The sequence below is a fragment of the Bordetella genomosp. 1 genome (assembly GCF_002261335.1).
Taxonomy (GTDB): Bacteria; Pseudomonadota; Gammaproteobacteria; order Burkholderiales; family Burkholderiaceae_B; genus Bordetella.
In genome coordinates, this window is record NZ_NEVL01000004.1 from 610,269 (window position 1) to 628,774 (window position 18,506).

Below are 18,506 nucleotides of genomic sequence, written 5' to 3' on the forward strand. Positions count from 1 at the left end.
CCTCGCCAGGTCAGATGTTGCGGGCAATACCGCGGTTGGTCTCGACGCGGCTCTGCTCGATGGCGCCGAGCTTGTCGCGCACGTCGCGGATCACGTCCATCATCTGCTGCATCAGGTCGTTGGCGTGCTGCACGCCGGTCTCCGCGACCTTGGCGTCCGCTTCCAGTCGCGCCCGGTCGGCATCGGCGCGGCCCGCCGCGCGGTCGAAGCCGGCCTGGATCATGCTGCCGATGCCGCCGCTGATGCCGCTCAGGCCCTGGCCCATGCCGCTGCTGTTGTTGGCGATGCCGTCGTGCTTGCCCAGCGCGGTGCGCTGGGCCGCGGTCGGATCCTCGATGCCCTTCAGGCCGGCGGCCTTCATCGACGAGCCGATGCCGGCCATGCCGGCGCCGACCTGCGCCACGCCGCCGGCGATCTGCATGATGCCGGCCGCGAGCGCGCCCTTGAAGCGCTCCTCGGCGGCTTCCTGGATCTTGTCGGCGGCCGACTGCAGGGCCGAGACCTGGGCCGTCATGTCGGCGGCGCGCGTCTCGCGCGCCGCATTGCGCTGCTCCTGCGCCAGCTTCTGCATCAGGGCCATCACCGCATAGATGTCGGTGCCGACGCTGTCGTTCAGTCCGGCCAGCGCGGCGGCCACGTCGGCCGGACCGGCACGGCCCATGTTCGGTTCGGTCAGGCCGACCTTGCCCAGCACGTCGCCGGCGCCCTGCTTGGCGATCAGCAGCGTGGCGTCGAGCTGCCTGGCGCCGGCGGGCACGTTGGCGGCCACGCCCGGGTCGAGCGGATTGAGCAGCGCCGGATTCAGGCCGGCCGGGGAATTCACGTTGATCATGCTTGTTTCTCCTTGGCGCCGCGCGACACCAGCACGCTGCGCAGGGCCTGGGTGCGGTCGATGAGCACCGCGTGGACGTCGGGCCGGGCCATCGACAGCACGAGGTCGCACGACTGCAGCGCCGTGTCGAACTGGCCCATCTCGGTCAGGCATTGGGCGGCGTAGAACGCCGGCGCCGGTTCGAGCGGATCGAGCAGCGTCGCCGCCATGTACTGTTGCAGCGCGTCGGCGTGCTTGCCCAGCGCCTGCGCCGCCGCGCCGAGTGCCACCAGGTAGCGATGCTCGGTATGGTTGAGCGCCACCAGGTACGACAGCACCTTGAGCGCGTCGGGGTAGCGGCCCTTCTCGTACAGCCCGTAGCCCAGGCTGTAGAGCGCCTCGCACTCGTCGGCGGTCATGCCGTTGAGTTCACCCAGGGAGCCGCCACGCGCGAACTGCGCCACGATCTGGTCGTGCAGCGCGCCATATTCTTCGCTGGTCATCCCGGTCTGTTGGGCGGTGCTCATGACGGTGTCTCCTGGCGTGAGGCTCAAACCATGGCGCGCGGGCGCTTCGCGCCGGTGCTGGCGCGCGGTTCGGTGCGATGACGGGCGTGGGCGGCTTCCTGCTCGACCTCGCGCTCGATGTCTTCCATGTCCTGGCGATACAGCTTCTCGGCGTCGGCGCGCACCTGTTCGGACACCGGCTGGGCCGCCAGCACCTGACGCACCTTGGCCGGGTCGAGGCCGAGGCGGCGCAGGCGCTCGTCGGAGTCCTCGATGGCGCGCTGGGCATTGCGCACGACGGCGTCGGCGCGGTCGATGAGCGCCTGGATGTTCTGGTCTTGCTGGGTTTCGGCCATGGTCTTGCTCCGTGCTGGTCTATATGGGCGTGCGGGGTTGGGAGGGGCGCGGGTCAGCGCATGTTGCCGATGATGGAGGAGCGGCTGTCCTGCATCTTCTTGACGAAGTTCGTCATCACGTCGAAGGCCTCGTTGCGCTTGTTGCTCATGCTCTGCAGGCGCAGCATGTCCATCTGCTGGCTGTTGCTGGCCGTGTCGAGCTGGGTCTTGACGCTGTTGATCATCTTTTCCAGGCCTTCGCGGGTCGGCATGCTGGAGATCTGGCTGGCGGACACGCCCTTCTCGTTGTCCACCGTGCCGTTCACGCCGACCGGCGAGGTGCCCATGCCGAGCGCCGACGAGATGGTGGCGAAGTTGGCGGCGAGCTGGCGGTTGTCGGCGTTGTCCGGCACCTTGTCGCCCGGCGCGGCGTCCTTGCTCGGCAGGGTCGCCTTCATGCTGTTGAGCGCCGCCTGCATGTCGTTGAGCGAGGCCGTCAGCTTGTTGCGGTTCTGCACTTCCTGGATCTGCTGGTTCAGCTGGCTGTCGAGCAGCGAGACGCGCTGGCTCTGCACCATCATCAGCGCGGTCTCGATATCCATGCTCGAGAGATCGAGGCTGCTGATGTTGCCCACACCCATATTGCCGATGTTCATGCTCATTTCTGGCTCCTGGCCGGCCACCCCGGCCGACGTATGAATTGCGAATCTGCTGTGTGAGTAACAACAATCAGGCGTCGGTTCCGCCGATCTTGGAGGAAATCGCAGATCGGCTTTCCTGCATCTTCTTCACGTAATTGCTCATCATCTCCGCCGATTCGTTACGGCGGTTGACCAGCGCCTGCAGGCGCAGCATCTGGTCCTGTTGGCGGTTGGCGCACTCGTCGATCACGCCCTGCACCCGCGACACCGCCTGGCGCAGCTCGCCGAACTCGCTGTCGTAGCGGATGCCGCCCGGGCAGCGGTTGAGCGTCTGGCCCGGATGGTCCGGCGTCAGGAAGCCGTCGCGCCCGCCCATCCGCCTGGCCAGGTCGGCCGCCACCAGATGCCCGCCGAGCTCGCCCTTGTCGCGCCACGCGGCCAGCGCACCGGCCTGCTCGGGCAGGTAGCGCTGGGCGAACTCCTTCATGTCGCCCATGTGGCCGAACAGACGCCAGGTGTTGCCGTCCGACGCGAAGCCGAGGTCGACGCCCGCCTCCATGGCGGCGCGATTGATCCGGTCGGCCATGGCGTAGCTCCAGCCACCGCCCGCGTCGTCCCATTCCTTGTCGAACTTGGCATTGGCGGGAAACTGCGCCTGGACCGACTTCAGCCCCGCCTGCACCTGATTCAGCAGCTCGAGCCGGCGGTTGAGCTGGCGCAGCTCCTCGACCTGGACCTCGACCTGCTTGTCGATCAGGCGCACGCGCTCGGCCTGCACCGACATCAGGGCGGTTTCCTGGTCGGCACCCACCAGCGCGGCGCCGTCGACCGGGCCGCTGCCCTCCACGCCGACGCCGCCGAGCGTGGGACGGGGACCATTGGAAGGCGGGATCGCGGCCATGGCCTCAGCGCATGTTGCCGATGATGGACGAGCGGTTCTCCTGCATCTTCTTGACGAAGTTGGTCATCACGTCGAAGGCCTCGTTGCGTTTGTTGGTCAGGCCCTGCAGGCGCAGCATGTCCATCTGCTGCGAGTTGGACAGCGTGTCGATGGCCGACTTGTTCTTGTCGATCTCCACCTTATTGGCGTCGATCTGCTTGTTATTGGCCGTCATCTGCGCCTCCATGCCGGCGATCTTCCCGGCCAGCTGGTCGACGAAGTTCTGCACCACCTTGCCCTTGGCGTCCATGGTGCCGTTGCCGTCCACGTCGCGCGGCTTGTCGTCGCCCGTCGGGATGATCAGGCCGGCGTCCTCGATCTGCTTGAGCGTCTGGTGCGACAGCGCGGCATCGTCGCCCTGCCCCCACGACAGGCCGTACCAGCCGTTGTCGTCCGGGCACTTGCTGGCGGCCAGGCGGCCCTGCAGGTCCTTGAGCTCGGCGATCTTGGTGCCCAGTTCCACGTTCGAGGTCTGGAGGTCGAGGTTGGCGCTGCTCAGGCCATTGGTCTGCTCGTTGAGCTTGGCGATGTCCTGGTTGCGCTGGTTCACCGCGGCCAGCTGCGTCTGCAGGCTGGCCTCGAGCAGCTGGCTGCGCTGGCTCTGCACCTGCATCAACGCCGTCTCCAGGTCCATCGAGCTCAGATCGATGTTCTGCACCCCGCCCATATTGATGCCGTTGACGCTCATGGTTCTCTCCCGTTTCGATCATGCCGGGGCCCCGCCCTGGCTCATGACCGGTTCGTAACGGCGCCGCGGGGTTTGGTTCCGCCGCCGCCGCAAAAGAAATCGTGCCCGGGATGGGAACCAAAGCCGGCCTGCCGTTACTACCGTCAGGCACCCGTCGCCATCCCGCAACCGGAAATGGCGCGACGGCGGGTGCCCGGAGACCATGAACCGTATCGATTCCGGCCTGCCGACCCCCGGGTTCGGCGCCGCCACCGCCCACGCCGACGCCTCTGCCGCCCAGCAGCAGGCGGGCCTGATGCTGGGCGAGAAGACCGTGACGCTGGCGGGCGAGGTCTCGCTCGCCGACGGCGCCGAGGAACTCAGCCTGCACATGGCCGAGAAGACTGAGGACAAGCACCACGCCGAACGCAAGGTCAAGGCGGACCGGCCGCCGCAGCTGCTGGACGCCCAGGAGATCGTCGAATTCCTGGACGACACGCACGATCCGGACGCCCAGGAAAAGCTGATCGAGCTGACCAAGAAGCTGCTGTCCGGCCAGGCCTCGCCGCGCCAGGGCGCGGCCCAGGCCTTCGGCGACGTGTCCCAGCAATACCTCGGCCTGCAATACGCGCTGCGCGAAGGCGAGCGCCAGGGCGCCGATCCGGCCGCGCTGGAAGCCATCCGCGACGCGCTGGCCGATCTCGAGATCGAGCGCGGCCCGGAGATCCGCGCCGGCCTGAACGCGCTGCGCAGCGCCGGCGAGTTCGCCGCCGATCCCGCCGGCGTGGCCCGCTTCCAGCAGACCTATCGCGACGTGGTGCTGGGCGAGACCTCGCTGGCCAAGACGCTCGGCCTGGCGCTCGAGCGCTTCGGCGAGGCCGACCTGAGCCGCGGCCTGAAGCAGCTGATCGCGGCGCTCGGCCACGATCTCGCCGCCGCCCGCCCCTCCACCGACACCGGCCGGCTGCAGGTGCTGGTCAGCGATCTCTATCACCTGGAAGTGGCCGTCACGGTGCTGGACGGCTGCGCCGAGCTGGGCGAGCGCCTGGCCGCGCGCCACGGCGCCGCGCTCGACAGCCCGCGGCTGATGCGCGACCTGATCGGCATCACCGGCGAACGCTGGGTCAGCGAGGCGCGCTTCACCGCCCTGGCGAACCAGCAGAACGTGACCGCCCCCGAGGCCCGCGTGACCTTCATGGCCGGCGTGCGCGCCATGCTCAAGGACCTGCCGGTGCAGATCTATCCCGACGCCGACGTGCGTCACAGCTTATTGAACGCGGCCCAGGAAGCCCTGGACGTGGCGATCGACGAGGAAGAGGCATGAACGCCGCCGAACAGGCACTGGCCGCCCTGGGCCAGGAATGGGGCTTCGGTCCCCTCGCGCTCGACGAGCGCGGCACGCTGGCGCTGCAGGCCGAGTCCGGGCGCCGCGTCGGCATCGAACGCACCGGCACCGGGCTGGCGCTCTATGTCGCCGCGCCCGCCGAGTACGAGGCCGGCGCCTGGCTGCTGCGGGCGTTCAAGCGCGCCCACCACAGCCGCCACGAGGGCTGGCCGGTACAGGTGGCGCTGCGCAACCGGGAACACCGGCACTGGCTGCTGGCCCTGGTCCGCATCGAGGAGGCCGGCATCGAGCCGGCCCAGCTGCGCGCCGCCGTCGATTATCTGAACCGCTGGCTCGACGCCGTGCGCGACGCCACCCGCTGAGCGCGGCCGACAGGAGAATCATGTGACCGACCTCAGAATCAGCGGACTGGCGCTCGACCGCGGCATCGAGAGCATCAGCTACGCGCGCCGCGACGACACCGGCGCGCACCTGCCCGACCGGCAGAATCTCGCGCCTTCCGACGACGGCATGCGGCCGCAGCTGGAATCGCTGCTCGACAAGCCCGGCATCGACCGCACGCTCGACCAGGCGCTGCGCCCGGCGCTGAGCAACCGCGACCTGCTGATGCCGGCGCGCTTCGGCCAGGCGCTCAACGACGCCCTGGCCTCGCTCTCGGAGGCGGCCGACCAGGCCGCGGCCCAGGGCGACGAGACGGCCCGCACGCTCAACCGCGCGGTCCGGCTGCTGCGCGAGGAAACCGGCCTGCGCGACCTGGTCGCCATGTACCGCAACGCGCTGCACCAAGGATGAACGCCATCGCCGCCCCCCTGACCGAGACCCACGCCGAGCTGCTCGGCCTGCTGGCCAGCGTCTACCTGGAAAACAACCGGCCCGAGAAGGCGGCGGTGCTGCTGGCCGCGCTCGACGCGCTCGGCCTGGCCCAACCGCGCCAGCGCGTGGCGCTCGCGCTGGCCCAGTTGCGCGCGCAAAAGCCCAATGACGCGCTCGGCACCCTCGAACGCATCGCCCTGAGCGGCGCGATCGACGCGACCTTCCACCTCGTGCGCGCCCAGGTCCTCACGGTCCTGGAGCGCCCCCAGGAAGCGGGCGCCGCGATGCGCGCCTATGTGGCGCTGCGTGGCGCTCCCGTTCCCCCTTCTGTCTCCGCCTGAATCCGATGCAAGCCCTCAATCGCGCCGTCGCCCTCGCCACCAGCCGCAATGACGTCGTGCTGGCGATCCTGATCGTCTCGATCATCTTCATGATGATCCTGCCGCTGCCCACGACCCTGGTGGACGTGCTGATCGGCGCCAACATGACGATCTCGGCCGTGCTGCTGATGGTGGCCCTGTACCTGCCCTCGCCGCTGGCCTTCTCGTCGTTTCCCTCGGTGCTGCTGGTCACCACGCTGTTCCGCCTCGGCATCTCGATCGCCACCACGCGCCTGATCCTGCTGCAGGGCGACGCCGGCCACATCATCGAGACCTTCGGCAACTTCGTGGTGGGCGGCAACCTGGTGGTCGGCCTGGTGGTGTTCCTGATCCTGACCATCGTGCAGTTCGTGGTGATCACCAAGGGCGCGGAACGGGTGGCCGAGGTGGCCGCGCGCTTCTCGCTCGACGCCATGCCGGGCAAGCAGATGTCGATCGACGCCGACCTGCGCGCCGGCACCATCGACATGGACGAGGCGCGCCGCCGCCGCACCATCGTCGAGAAGGAAAGCCAGCTGTACGGCGCGATGGACGGCGCGATGAAGTTCGTCAAGGGCGACGCCATCGCCGGCCTCATCATCGTCGCGGTCAACCTGCTGGGCGGCATGCTGATCGGCACCATGCAGCGCGGCCTGACCGCGGGCGAGGCCGTCCAGGTCTATTCCATCCTGTCGATCGGCGACGGCCTGATCTCGCAGATCCCGGCGCTGTTCATCGCGATCTGCGCCGGCATCATCGTGACCCGGGTGCAGACCGGCGAGGGCGGCCCGTCGAACGTGGGCAAGGACATCGGCGCCCAGGTGCTGGCGCAGCCGCGCGCGCTGCTGATCGCGGCCGCCATCGCGGTCGGCATGGGCCTGATCCCGGGTATGCCGACCTTCACCTTCCTGGCGCTCGGCGCCATCGTCGGCACGGTGGGCTTCGTGCTGCTGCGCGGCACCCGCAAGGTGGTCGACGAGAAGACCGGCGAGATCACCGAGATCCCGGCCCTGGCGGCCGACGGCCAGCCCGCGCCGGCCAAGCCCAAGACCGACGGCAGCGCCGAGTTCGCGCCGACCCTGCCGCTCATGATCGACGTGGCGGCCGGGCTGCAGAAGCACTTCAACCCCGACGAGCTCAACGAAGAGCTGCTGAAGATCCGGCGTGCGCTGTACTTCGACCTCGGCGTGCCCTTCCCCGGCATCCAGCTGCGCTTCAACGAGGCGCTCACCGAGCAGACCTACAACATCCTGCTCTCGGAGGTGCCCGTGTCGCAGGGGCGCCTGCGCCCCGGCCACGTGCTGGCGCGCGACAGCGAACAGAACCTGCAGGCGCTGCAGGTGCCGTACGAGGCCGACAAGCGCTTCCTGCCCGACGTGCCCACGCTGTGGGTGGCGGACGCGCAGCTGCCCACGCTGAGCGCCGCCGGCATTCCCTATCTCGACGCGCACCAGGTGCTGACCTGGCACCTGGCCTTCGTGCTGAAGAAGTACTCCTCCGACTTCATCGGCATCCAGGAGACACGCTTCCTGCTCTCGGCCATGGAGGACCGCTATCCGGACCTCGTGAAGGAGGCGCTGCGCGTCATGCCGGTGCAGAAGGTGGCGGAGATCATGCAGCGGCTGGTGTCCGAGGACATCTCGGTGCGCAACCTGCGCACCGTGCTGGAAGCGCTGATCGAGTGGGGCCAGAAGGAAAAGGATTCGGTGCTGCTGACCGAGTACGTGCGGGTCTCGCTCAAGCGCCACATCAGCTACAAGTATTCGAGCGGCCAGAACATCCTGCCCGCCTATCTGCTCGCGCCCAATGTGGAAGAAACCGTGCGCGGCGCGGTGCGCCAGACCTCGGCGGGCAGCTACCTGGCGCTGGACCCGAACGTGTCCAAGCGCCTGCTGGAGAACATCAAGCGCACCGTCGGCGACCTGAGCGCGGCGGCACGCAAGCCGGTGCTGCTGACCTCGATGGACATCCGGCGCTATCTGCGCAAGATGATCGAACAGGACCTCTACGACCTGCCGGTGCTCTCCTACCAGGAGCTGACGCAGGAAATCAACGTGCAGCCGCTGGCGCGCGTGGATCTGTGACGCGCCGAGGACGATGACCATGAGCGAAGCGCTGGAACTGCGAGTGTTGTCGGGCCTGCATCGCGACGCGCGCTGCGACGTCAACGACGGCGCGCTGCTGGGCGCCGATCCGGCCTGCGACATCGTGCTGGCCGACGCGGGCATCGCGCCCCGCGCGGCGCGCGTGCGCATCGGCGCGCGCGGCTGGACGGTCGAGGCGCAGGACGCCCCGGCCGGCGAGGAGCCCGCCACGCCGTTCAACCAGCCCCTGCCGCTGGGGCCTCTGTGGATCACCGTGGCGCGGCCGGCCGACGCCTGGGCGACGCTGCCGGATGCCGCCAACGACGCGCAGGCCGGCGCCGAGCCCGCGGCGCTGGCGGTTGCGGCCGCAACCGCCGCGGCCGAGAGCCACGCCGATACCCCCGCCGCGCCGGCTGCGGCACCTTCCGAGGCGGCCGGCGCCGGCACGGCGCCCGCCCGCCCCGCCCTGCCCGCCCGGGCCGCGCGCGGCAATCGCGACGCCTGGCCTATGTTCGTCGGCCTGGCCGCGGTCGTGCTGACCATCCTGCTGGCCATCGGCATGGCCTGGTGGCTGCCGAGCGAACCCAAGGCGCCGCCGCGGCCCGACCCGCGGCTGGCGGCCGAGCAATCCATGAGCCAGATCTCGGCGGCGCTCGAGCGGCTGGGCCTGGCCTCGCGGCTGCACGTGGCCATGTCGCGCGATGGCAGCGTGCGGGTCACGGGCTGGGTGCGCAACCGCGCGGAACAGGAGCGCGTCGCCAGCGCGATGACGCAGATCTGGCCGATGCCGGCGCTGCAGGTCAGCGCCGAAGACGAGGCGCTACAGACCGCCGCCGCCGCGCTCAAGGGCTTCGGCGTGCGCTACCAGCCGCGTTACGACGGCGACGGCCGCATGACGATCACGGGCATCGCCGGCAGCGCGCGCGAACGCGCCAGCGCGCTCGATGCGGTGCGCGCGCAACTGCCGGGCATGACGGTGCTGGGCAACGACATCCAGCTCGCGCCCGACGTGGCGCAGGCGTTTTCGCAGGCCCTGGTCGACGCCGGCCTGTCGGGCATCGGGCTGGCCTGGCAGGGCGACCGCCTGGAAGCCGCCGCGGCCGGCCTGGATGACGACCAGATGGCGCTGCTGCAGACCGTGATGGCGCAGTTCAATACCCGCCATCTGGGCGTGGTGGCGCTGGCGGGCCCGGGCGAGCGGCAGTTCGCCGACTCGGTGCCGTTCGACATCCGCAGCGTGGTCGGCGGCCCCCAGCCCTTCATCGTGCTCGGCGACGGCAACAAGCTGCTGGTGGGTGGCACCTACCAGCGCTACCGCCTCGTCGCGATCGAACCCAAACGCCTCATTTTCGAAGGGCCGCGGCCCGCCATCGTAGTACGCTAGCGTACCGACGCCCTACGCCGGAGATCCTCAGCATGAGCTCGCAACCCGCCCTCACCGACCTCGAAGACCGTCTCGCCGCGCCCGGCGGCGCCGAGCTGCGCGCAGGCCTCGCCGCGCGCGTGCAGACCATCGGCCGGCGCGTGCGCACCGAGCTCGACGCGGGCCTGCCGCGCGCCGACTTCGCCGCCTACAGCGCGGTGGCCGCCGCCGCCGACGCGGCCGCCGCCGTGCTGGCCGCCTATCCCTTGGCGCAGGAGCCCGGCCCGGCGGCCGGCGCGCCTGCCCAGACCCTACCCTCGTTTACGCCTCGCTAAGGAGCGCCTCATGGCAATCAGCGGTCTGTCCGGCTCGTCCGGCATCAACTTCAACACCATCAACAACACGCTCTACCAGGGCGTGCGCGCCCAGGAGACGCAGCTGCGCTCGACCCTGTCGAACATCGGCACCAACGCGGACGGCACGGTCAACCAGGCCGACCTGCTCGCCATGCAGCAGCAGGTCCAGCAATGGACGATGATGATCGAGATCCAGAGCACGATCACCAAGCAGGTGGCCGACTCGCTCAAGGGTGTGATCCAGAAATCCAGTTGAAGCGGCGCGGCGACGCCGCGTCTCAGACCGACTGGAAGAACATCGGCGCCGGCATGCGCGGCGCCGGCACGGCTTCGCGTGCAACGCGCTCGTTCCAGCGGTCGGCCTGGTCGAGCAGGGCCTCGACCGACTGCAGCACCAGCGCGGGCGTGCACTCGATGTAGGGCAAGGCGAGCTGCGCGTGCGCGCGGCCATCGGGGCCGACGCTGAACACCACGCCACGGCCCGCCTGCATGAAGTTGGCCTTGGCCATCAATTCCGCCTGCACCGTCTCGGCGCGCTCGCCCGCCAGCAGGCAGGAAAGCAGCAGCTGGCCCCGCGCGCCCATGCCGATCAGGCGCAGCACGTGGCGGCCGTCGAACACGAGCTGGCACACGCCTTCGGACGATGGTTGCAGACCATCCATGCCGAGGCTGGCGCCAAATTCGGAGACTATCCGCGCGAGGGTCGGATCGGGCATCGGGATACGTTCAGAAGGGCCCGCCACACGGGGTCGGGCGAACGATTGGGCAGGGAGCGATATTACCGCTTCTGCCCGCATGGGCCGCGCCGTCGGGTGCAACCGATACATATTTTTGATGAATCTTGCACGCCCTGCACCCCGATACAGCGCTGTCAGTTCCGCCCCACGAAACTGGCGCGGCATCCGTATCAGTGAAATCCCGTAGATGAAGCGCCGATGCGGCGCGCCCGGCCTCGGTAAGATCGTTGGCGGTGCATGCGCACCGCAACAACAATCGACAAGCCCATCCGGGCGGGAGCAGTGGAAGATGACGAAAGTCGGAATGGCAGGCATCGGCCTCATGGGCCACGGCATCGCCAGCAATATCGTCAAGCACGGTCATGCCTTGACGGTGCTCGAGCACGCGGGCAACCAGCCCCTCGATGACCTGAAGGCGGCCGGCGCCGCCACGGTGCGCGACGGCGCGGCGCTGGCCGCCAGCGCGGACGTGATCATCCTGTGCGTGACCGGCAGCCCGCAGGTCGAGGCCGTGCTGATGGGCGCAGGCGGCGTGCTCGAAGGCCTGCGTCCCGGCACCGTCGTGATCGACTGCTCCACCGCGATTCCCTCCTCCACCCTGAAGGTGGCCGAGGCCGTGCAGGCGCGCGGCGGCCGCTTCCTCGACGCGCCCATGACGCGCACGCCCAAGGAAGCCGCCGAGGGCCGGCTCAACCTGCTGGTGGGTGGCGACGCCGCGGCGTTCGAGGAGATCCATCCGCTGCTCGCGGCCTTCGCGGAAAACATCACGCACGTGGGCCCGGTGGGCGCCGGCCATCGCATGAAGCTGCTGCACAACTATGTGTCGCTGGGCCTGATCGCGCTGATCGCCGAGGCGGCCGCCTGCGCCAAGGGTGACGGCATCGATCCCGCGGTGTTCAGCGAGGTCCTGAGCAAGGGCGGCGGCGGCGGCGTGGCGCTCGAGCGCATCAAGCCCTACCTGATCGACGGCGATCCGTCGTCGTTGCGCTTCTTCATGTCGAATGCGCGCAAGGACCTCGAGTACTACAACACCATGGCGGCAGAGTCCGGCGCCGTGCGCGACATCGGCGCGGCCGTGCTGGCCACCTACGAACAGGCGGTGGAGCAAGGCGGCCCAGACCGCTACGTGCCCGAGCTCGCGGGCCTGCTGGGCGAGCGCCGCAAGCACTGAGCCCACCGTCCGGCACGGCGCGGCCAGCCGCCGCCCGCGCCGGACGCCGCCACTCAGGCGGCCGCCGCGCGCGCCATCAGGGCGGCCCGGTCGGGCAGGCGCAGCGACACCAGCGCGGCCGCCACCAGCAGCACGCCGGCGCTGCCGAACGCGATCCAGTGCGTGCCGAACACGTCGAAGGCCCAGCCGCCCAGCCACGAGCTGATCGTGCCGCCGACCTGGTGGCCGAGATAGGTGAGGCCATACAACACCCCCACCAGTTTCACGCCGTACACGTCCGCCAGGATCGCCGACGACAGCGCGATGCTGCCGGCCCAGACGATGCCGCCCACGGCCGCCGCGGTGTAGAGCTCCCAGTGCGCGCCCACCATCACCAGCGCGAAGAAGCCGAGGCCGCGCACCGCATAGATCACGGCGAGGATGTTGCGGCGGGGCAGGATGTCGGAAAGCCGGCCCAGCACCAGCGTGCTGAAGATCGCCACCAGGCCGATCAGGCCGATGCCGAGCGCGCTGGTGTGCGCGTCGAAGCCGTGGTCCATCAGCATCGGCATGCCGTGCGTGCCGAGGAGATTCATGCTGAAGCCACAGGCGAACAGGCCGATCATGATGCCCCAGAAGGGGCGCGTGCGCAGCGCGCCGCGCACGCCCGCCTGGGCCAGCGGCGCGGCGGCGCGCTGGCCGCCGGTGGCCCCGCTGGCGATCTGGTCGGGCAGCAGGTCGGTGTGCGGCGGCGCCTGGTCGCGGATCACCAGGAACGCCGTCGGCAGCGTGATGAGCGCGAACAGCGCCGCGAACCCGATCAGCGTGGGACGCCAGCCGGCGAGCTCGATCGCGAAGGTCAGCGTGGGCGTCATCAGCGCGATGCCGGCCATCGAACCGGTGGAGAGAAAGAACAGCGCCATGCCGCGCTGGCGCGTGAACCAGCGGCTCAGCACGGGCGTGAGCGCCACCGGGCTGGTGAAGGCCAGCCCGACCGACAGCGCGATGCCGAAGGCCAGCATGAAGCCGGCGAGGCTGGTGGCGGTGATGGTCCAGAGGATGGACAGCACCACGATGAGGGTGCCGGTGACGAGCACGAAGCGCGTGCCGCGCACGCTGACCAGATAGCCGGCCAGCGGCATCGCGAGCCCATAACAGAGCATGCCCACGGCCACGATGGTGGCGAGTTCGCTGCGCGAGAAGCCGAGGTCGTGCGCCATCGGCAGAAAGAACGGGCCGATCCCCATGCGCAGCCCGACCGTCAGCATGGTCAGCACCGTGGCGGCCGCCACGATGTTCCAGCCGAAATACCAGCGTCCGGCGCTGCCGTCGCCTCCTGCGTCCCTACCCAAAGCCGTCTCCTCGGTGTTGTCATCTTATGAGCGCGGGCCGGCAGAGCCGGCCCGCGTGTCGAGGATGATACGCCCGAGGCGCGCTTGCCGCGCGTCCCGTCGTGCCGCCCGTACGGTGAACGGACGGCACGAATGGATGCGCGCGCAATCAATCGAGGCGGATGTCGGCGGACTTCACCACCTTGGCCCAGCGCTCGCGTTCGCCGTTGAAGAACGTCATGAGCTGCGCCGGATCCTTCACCACCACCTCGGCGCCCTGTTCGTTGAGCTGCGCCTTGACCTCGGGCAGGTTGACGATGCGCGCCAGCTCGCCGGCCAGCTTGGCGGCGATGGCGTCGTTGACGGCGGTCGGGCCCATCACGCCCTGCCAGGTGCCCGACTCGAAGCCCTTGACGCCCTGTTCGGCGATGGTCGGGATGTCGGGCACGAGCGACATGCGCTCGCTCTTGGAGATCGCGATGGCGCGCAGCTTGCCGGCCTTGATGTGCGGCAGCGTGGCCAGCAGGCCGTTCATGATGACCTGGGTCTGGCCGCCGATCGTGTCGGTCACGGCCTGCGAGCCGCCCTTGTACGGCACGTACTCCCACTTCGCGCCGGTGGCCTGCTGCACGGCCACGGCGGCCAGGTGCGGCGCGCTGCCGATGGCGGTGACGGCGAAGTTCAGTCGCTCTTTCTTGGACAGCTCGACGATCTCGCCCAGCGTGCGCGCCTTCACGTCCGGATGCACGGCCAGCACGTGCGGCGAGTACGCCAGCATGCTCACGCCGCGCAGGTCCTTGGACGGGTCGAACGACAGCTTGGTGTAGACCGAGGGGCTGATCGCCAGCGCGCCCACGTCGCACAGCAGCACGGTGTGGCCGTCGTCGTTGGACTGCACCACCAGGCCGGCGCCGAGGTTGCCGTTGGCGCCCGGCTTGTTTTCCACCACCACGGTCTGGCCCAGCGCTTCGCTCAGGCGCGGCGCGACCAGGCGGCCGATGATGTCGGAGGAGCCGCCGGGCGGGTAAGGCACGATGATGCGCACGGGGCGCGTCGGCCACTTGTCGGCGTTGGTGGCCGCGCGGGCCCACGCCGGAATCCAGGGGGCCACGCACAGCGCCGCGCCGGCGCCCAGCAGACGTCTTTTGCTCGAATCCATGAAGTCTCCGTTACTGTCGTTGATTGCGCGGGCGGCCGCGTCAGGCCGCGCCGCGCGTTTCTACATACAAGGCGTACAGCGAATGGCTGCTCGCCATGAAAAGCCGGTTGCGCTTGGCCCCGCCGAAGGTGAGGTTGGCGCAGCGCTCGGGCAGGCGGATGTGGCCGATGGCCTTGCCCGCCGGGTTGAACACCATCACGCCGTCGAGCTCCTCGGGCCTGGCATCGGCCGAGCCGTTGCTGCCCCAGCCGCACCAGAGGTTGCCGGCCTCGTCGCACTTGATGCCGTCGATGGCGCCGGGGCCCTGCGCGTCCACGTGCAAGCGCTTGCCGCCCAGCCGGGCGCCCTGCCCCACGTCGTAGGCCCAGATCACGCGATTGGGCTGGTGCCGCGACTCGACCACGTACAGCACCTTTTCGTCGGGCGAGAAGCACAGCCCGTTGGGGCCGGCCAGGTCGTCGAGCACCTTCTCGACCGCGCCGCTGGCGGGGTCGATACGATAGACGCTGTGCGGCAGCTCGGGCCGGGCCTTGTTGCCCTCCCAATGGCCGCCGATGCCGAAGGGCGGATCGGTGAACCACACCGAGCCGTCGCTGCGGCACACGATGTCATTGGGCGAGTTGAAGGGCTTGCCGTCGAACTTGTCGGCCAGCACCGTGATGCTGCCGTCGTACTCGGTGCGCGTGACACGGCGGGTCAGGTGTTCGCAGGCCAGCAGCCGGCCCTGCCGGTCGCGCGCCAGGCCGTTGCTGAAGTTCGCCGGCTGGCGGAACACGCTGATCTGGCCGGTGGTCTCGTCCCAGCGCAGGATGCGGTCGTTGGGAATGTCGGAGACCAGCAGGTAGCGGCCATCGCCGAACCAGACCGGGCCCTCGAGCCAGCGGAATCCGCTCGCGAGCTGCTCGACCGAGCTGCTGTAGATGCGGTACTGCGCGAACGAGGGGTCGAGGATGCGGACCGAGGGATCGGGGTAGCGCTGTTGCGGTGCGAACGGAAAGGTCTGCGCTTGAACCAGCGTGGCCGGACCGAGCGCGAGTGCCGCGCCCAGCCAACGACGCCGGCCCGCCGACACGGGCGGGACTGGTGCTGCCATCGGAGTCTCCTTCTGTAGGTCTTTTTTCGATGGTGCTGCGTGGACTGCTGACGCGGCCGCGCGGGCGGTGTATTCACCTGTCCGGCACGGCCGCGCGGCCCCTCCCCTTGGGCCGCTGAAGGCTTTCGTTTTCCCTTCACGTTGTACGTTGTCGTACAAGATGCCGCATCGTAGCGAGAGGTTCAACCGTCCACAACCTAGGGAATATCCGAGTGAACGTCGCGGGGCCGGTGAGACCGGCGTATCACTACCCGCAGGAAGCTGCGGGTACGTCGGTCAGGCCGTTTCAGGTTGTATGATAAGTTGACGCCATGCAGCCGCGTCGGACACGGGGCGCGCGTGGCCGGCGCGCGCAAAAAAAGCCCGGGCATCGGCAGAAGCCCGGGCCAAAGAGCCAACCCACATGGGCCGGATTCAATCCACGTCGACGAAAGCCTCCTCGCGCTTCTTGCGCAGCGCGGGCAGCGCGACCAGCACCAGCAGCACGGCGGCGACCGCCAGCAGCGAGGCCGACAGCGGGCGGGTCACGAAGGTGCTGAATTCCCCGCGCGACAGCAGCAGCGCGCGGCGGAAGTTCTCTTCCATCATGGGCCCCAGCACCAGCCCGAGCAGCAGCGGCGCGCCTTCGCAGCCAAGCTTGCTCCAGACATAGCCGATGATGCCGAAGATCGCGAACATGAACACGTCGAACACGTTGTAGTTGAGCGAGTACACCCCGATGGTGCAGAACACCAGGATGGCCGGGAACAGCATGCGATACGGCACGCGCAGCAGCTTCACCCAGATGCCGATGAGCGGCAGGTTCAGCACCACCAGCATCAGGTTGCCGATCCACATCGAGGCGATGAGCCCCCAGAACAGCTCGGGGTGGCTGCTCATCACCTGCGGGCCCGGCTGGATATTGTGGATGGTCATCGCGCCCACCATCAGCGCCATCACCGCGTTGCCCGGGATGCCGAGCGTGAGCAGCGGGATGAACGAGGTCTGCGCGCCGGCATTGTTGGCCGACTCGGGGCCGGCCAGGCCGGCCGGGTGACCCTTGCCGAAACGCTCGGGCTGCTTGGATATCTTCTTTTCGAGCGTGTACGACGCGAAAGCCGACAGCACCGAGCCGCCGCCCGGCAGGATGCCCAGGCACGAGCCCAGCGCGGTGCCGCGCAGGATCGCGGGCGCGGCTTCGCGGAACTCCTGCTTGTTGGGGTAGAGCGAGCCCACCTTGTCCTGGATCTCGACGCGCTGCTCCTTGAGCTCGAGGTTGGCCATGATCTCCGACAGGCCGAACACGCCCATGGCCACGATGGCGAAATCGATGCCGTCCTGGAGCTCCGGGATGCTGAAGTCGTAGCGCGCCACGCCGGAGTTCACGTCGGTGCCGACCATGCCGAGCAGGAGCCCGAGCAGGATCATGCAGATCGCCTTGGGCAGCGAGCCCGAGGCCAGCACCACCGCGCCGATCAGGCCCAGCGCCATCAGCGAGAAATACTCGGCCGGGCCGAACGCGAACGCCACTTCGGCCAGCGGCGGGGCGAAGGCGGCCAGCAGCAGCGTTGCCACGCTGCCGGCGAAGAACGAGCCGATCGCGGCCAGCGCCAGCGCCGAGCCGGCGCGGCCGTTGCGCGCCATCTGGTGGCCATCGAGCACGGTCACCACCGCCGAGGTCTCGCCGGGCAGGTTCACCAGGATGGCCGTGGTCGAGCCGCCGTACTGCGTGCCGTAGTAGATGCCGGCCAGCATGATCAGCCCGGCGGTGGGCGGCAGCACATAGGTGATGGGCAGCAGCATCGCGATGGTCGGCACCGGCCCGAGGCCCGGCAGCACGCCGACCAGGGTGCCGAGCAGGCAGCCGATGAAGGCATAGAGCAGGTTCTCCGGCGTGAACGCCACCGAGAAACCCAGCATGAGATTGTCCAGAAGTTCCATGTCGTCGGGCTCCTCAGTCAGCCATGAAGCTCGGCCAGAGCGGGAAGATCAGCCCGAGGCCGCGGATGAAGGCGACATAGGCGAACAGCACCAGGAAGATGCCGTTGGCGACGGCGACCTTCCAGTTGAACTCGTGGCTGGCGATGCTGCTGACCATCACCATCAGGAACAGCGAGAGGTAGAGCCCGAGCGGACGCAGCGCCAGGCCGTAGAGCACGACCGACCCGACCACCAGCGCGACGATGCGGAAATCGAAGCGCGACACGGTGGTTTCGGTGGCCCGCTTGTTGAGGGCGCCCAGCATCACGACCGCGCCCATCAGCGCCAGCACGATGCCCAGCCAGAAAGGGAAATAGCCGGGGCCCATGCGTGCCGCCGTTCCCATGCTGTATTGGGTGGCCTGCACGGCGAAGCCGCCTCCGAGGCCGATGAACATCACCCCAGACCAGAAATCCTGTCTGTTTTTTATCAAGCTGCGTCTCCCGAGTTGTGGCGTTCCAAAAAAAATACCGGGCTGGCACCCGGTGGGAACGCTGTCTATCGCTTCAGCTCGCTGTCAATCTCGACAACCGATTGACAGCAAAACGAAAGCAGTCGGCATGGTACGTAGCATGACTTTCTCTGTGAACCCAGGAAATCACTAAATATTTGCGGGAATTCCCTGATCCATGGAATGGACAAATTCGGGCGGTCTCAACCTCGTGGCGAACGCGCCGAGCGCGAACGCCGCGCCCGCCCGACGCCGGGCATCGGCCGCAAAGGCCCGCCGGCCTTGGCCCTGCGTGCCGGCCGAGGAGCGCACACGCGCCCGCGACGCAATTGCCGTGCCAGGGGCTATCGGCCGACAACAGCCGTTATGTCGCGTTACGATATTTTTTTATCAGATAGTTGCCCTG

General features: G+C 68.9%; 21 protein-coding genes. 9 read left to right on the forward strand and 12 right to left on the reverse strand.

Annotation, left to right across the window (positions count from 1 at the left end):
- Window positions 1-10: 10 nt before the first annotated feature.
- From sctB to CEG14_RS19760, 6 genes are all read right to left on the reverse strand, one after another.
- Complete coding sequence (gene sctB / locus CEG14_RS19735; RefSeq protein ID WP_094828080.1) at window positions 11-832, reverse strand: type III secretion system translocon subunit SctB; 822 nt, start codon at window positions 830-832, stop codon at window positions 11-13.
- On the reverse strand, window positions 829-1,338 hold the full coding sequence (locus tag CEG14_RS19740) for a SycD/LcrH family type III secretion system chaperone (RefSeq protein WP_094828081.1): 510 nt from the start codon (window positions 1,336-1,338) through the stop codon (window positions 829-831). Before CEG14_RS19740 ends, sctB begins: the two co-directional genes overlap by 4 nt.
- 23 nt (window positions 1,339-1,361) lie before the next feature.
- Window positions 1,362-1,673, reverse strand: coding sequence for a hypothetical protein (locus CEG14_RS19745; protein ID WP_094828082.1), 312 nt, complete (start codon window positions 1,671-1,673; stop codon window positions 1,362-1,364).
- A 53-nt stretch (window positions 1,674-1,726) separates the two neighbouring features.
- A complete protein-coding gene (locus CEG14_RS19750) occupies window positions 1,727-2,314 on the reverse strand; it encodes a hypothetical protein (RefSeq protein ID WP_094828083.1) in 588 nt (195 codons plus the stop codon).
- A 67-nt stretch (window positions 2,315-2,381) separates the two neighbouring features.
- Window positions 2,382-3,194, reverse strand: coding sequence for a hypothetical protein (locus CEG14_RS19755; RefSeq protein ID WP_094828084.1), 813 nt, complete (start codon window positions 3,192-3,194; stop codon window positions 2,382-2,384).
- A gap of 4 nt (window positions 3,195-3,198) precedes the next feature.
- Window positions 3,199-3,921, reverse strand: coding sequence for a hypothetical protein (locus CEG14_RS19760; protein WP_256985875.1), 723 nt, complete (start codon window positions 3,919-3,921; stop codon window positions 3,199-3,201).
- 202 nt (window positions 3,922-4,123) lie between these two features.
- On the opposite strand from CEG14_RS19760, the gene sctW reads away from it, so the two are divergent.
- Genes sctW through CEG14_RS19800 form a run of 8 tightly spaced genes read left to right on the forward strand, consistent with a single transcriptional unit; the run spans window position 4,124 to window position 10,476 of the window.
- Window positions 4,124-5,224: a type III secretion system gatekeeper subunit SctW gene (gene sctW / locus CEG14_RS19765; RefSeq protein ID WP_094828085.1), complete on the forward strand. Its 1,101-nt coding sequence runs from the start codon at window positions 4,124-4,126 to the stop codon at window positions 5,222-5,224.
- A complete protein-coding gene (locus CEG14_RS19770; protein ID WP_094828086.1) occupies window positions 5,221-5,607 on the forward strand; it encodes a hypothetical protein in 387 nt (128 codons plus the stop codon). The genes sctW and CEG14_RS19770 overlap by 4 nt, the downstream gene beginning before the upstream one ends.
- A 22-nt stretch (window positions 5,608-5,629) precedes the next feature.
- Window positions 5,630-6,037: a hypothetical protein gene (locus CEG14_RS19775; RefSeq protein WP_094828087.1), complete on the forward strand. Its 408-nt coding sequence runs from the start codon at window positions 5,630-5,632 to the stop codon at window positions 6,035-6,037.
- Window positions 6,034-6,399, forward strand: a complete 366-nt coding sequence (locus CEG14_RS19780) for a hypothetical protein (RefSeq protein ID WP_094828088.1) — start codon at window positions 6,034-6,036, stop codon at window positions 6,397-6,399. Before CEG14_RS19775 ends, CEG14_RS19780 begins: the two co-directional genes overlap by 4 nt.
- Before the next feature lie 5 nt (window positions 6,400-6,404).
- Window positions 6,405-8,501 carry a type III secretion system export apparatus subunit SctV gene (gene sctV / locus CEG14_RS19785; RefSeq protein ID WP_094828089.1) on the forward strand — a complete coding sequence of 699 codons (2,097 nt, stop codon included), beginning with the start codon at window positions 6,405-6,407 and terminating at the stop codon, window positions 8,499-8,501.
- A gap of 19 nt (window positions 8,502-8,520) precedes the next feature.
- Complete coding sequence (gene sctD, locus CEG14_RS19790) at window positions 8,521-9,885, forward strand: type III secretion system inner membrane ring subunit SctD (RefSeq protein ID WP_094828299.1); 1,365 nt, start codon at window positions 8,521-8,523, stop codon at window positions 9,883-9,885.
- A 32-nt stretch (window positions 9,886-9,917) separates the two neighbouring features.
- Window positions 9,918-10,199 carry a hypothetical protein gene (locus CEG14_RS26435; RefSeq protein WP_176461537.1) on the forward strand — a complete coding sequence of 94 codons (282 nt, stop codon included), beginning with the start codon at window positions 9,918-9,920 and terminating at the stop codon, window positions 10,197-10,199.
- A 10-nt stretch (window positions 10,200-10,209) separates the two neighbouring features.
- Window positions 10,210-10,476 (forward strand): EscF/YscF/HrpA family type III secretion system needle major subunit, encoded by a 267-nt coding sequence (locus tag CEG14_RS19800; RefSeq protein WP_094828090.1) that lies wholly within the window; start codon window positions 10,210-10,212, stop codon window positions 10,474-10,476.
- A gap of 22 nt (window positions 10,477-10,498) precedes the next feature.
- Here CEG14_RS19800 and CEG14_RS19805 read toward each other — a convergent pair whose 3' ends face one another.
- Complete coding sequence (locus CEG14_RS19805; RefSeq protein WP_094828091.1) at window positions 10,499-10,936, reverse strand: type III secretion system chaperone; 438 nt, start codon at window positions 10,934-10,936, stop codon at window positions 10,499-10,501.
- A 310-nt stretch (window positions 10,937-11,246) separates the two neighbouring features.
- Between CEG14_RS19805 and CEG14_RS19810 the strand changes: the two genes are divergently transcribed.
- Complete coding sequence (locus CEG14_RS19810) at window positions 11,247-12,128, forward strand: NAD(P)-dependent oxidoreductase (RefSeq protein ID WP_094828092.1); 882 nt, start codon at window positions 11,247-11,249, stop codon at window positions 12,126-12,128.
- Between the two features lie 53 nt (window positions 12,129-12,181).
- Here CEG14_RS19810 and CEG14_RS19815 read toward each other — a convergent pair whose 3' ends face one another.
- The 5 genes from CEG14_RS19815 to CEG14_RS19835 all read right to left on the reverse strand — a co-directional run bounded on the left by CEG14_RS19815 (window position 12,182) and on the right by CEG14_RS19835 (window position 18,046).
- On the reverse strand, window positions 12,182-13,459 hold the full coding sequence (locus tag CEG14_RS19815) for an MFS transporter (protein WP_256985854.1): 1,278 nt from the start codon (window positions 13,457-13,459) through the stop codon (window positions 12,182-12,184).
- 148 nt (window positions 13,460-13,607) lie between these two features.
- The gene (locus tag CEG14_RS19820; RefSeq protein WP_094828093.1) at window positions 13,608-14,597 is read right to left on the reverse strand and encodes a Bug family tripartite tricarboxylate transporter substrate binding protein; all 990 of its coding nucleotides are present in this window, start codon (window positions 14,595-14,597) and stop codon (window positions 13,608-13,610) included.
- A 40-nt stretch (window positions 14,598-14,637) separates the two neighbouring features.
- Window positions 14,638-15,690 (reverse strand): SMP-30/gluconolactonase/LRE family protein, encoded by a 1,053-nt coding sequence (locus CEG14_RS19825; RefSeq protein WP_094828094.1) that lies wholly within the window; start codon window positions 15,688-15,690, stop codon window positions 14,638-14,640.
- A 414-nt stretch (window positions 15,691-16,104) separates the two neighbouring features.
- On the reverse strand, window positions 16,105-17,610 hold the full coding sequence (locus tag CEG14_RS19830) for a tripartite tricarboxylate transporter permease (protein WP_094828095.1): 1,506 nt from the start codon (window positions 17,608-17,610) through the stop codon (window positions 16,105-16,107).
- A 13-nt stretch (window positions 17,611-17,623) separates the two neighbouring features.
- The gene (locus CEG14_RS19835) at window positions 17,624-18,046 is read right to left on the reverse strand and encodes a tripartite tricarboxylate transporter TctB family protein (RefSeq protein WP_094828096.1); all 423 of its coding nucleotides are present in this window, start codon (window positions 18,044-18,046) and stop codon (window positions 17,624-17,626) included.
- Window positions 18,047-18,506 lie beyond the last annotated feature (460 nt).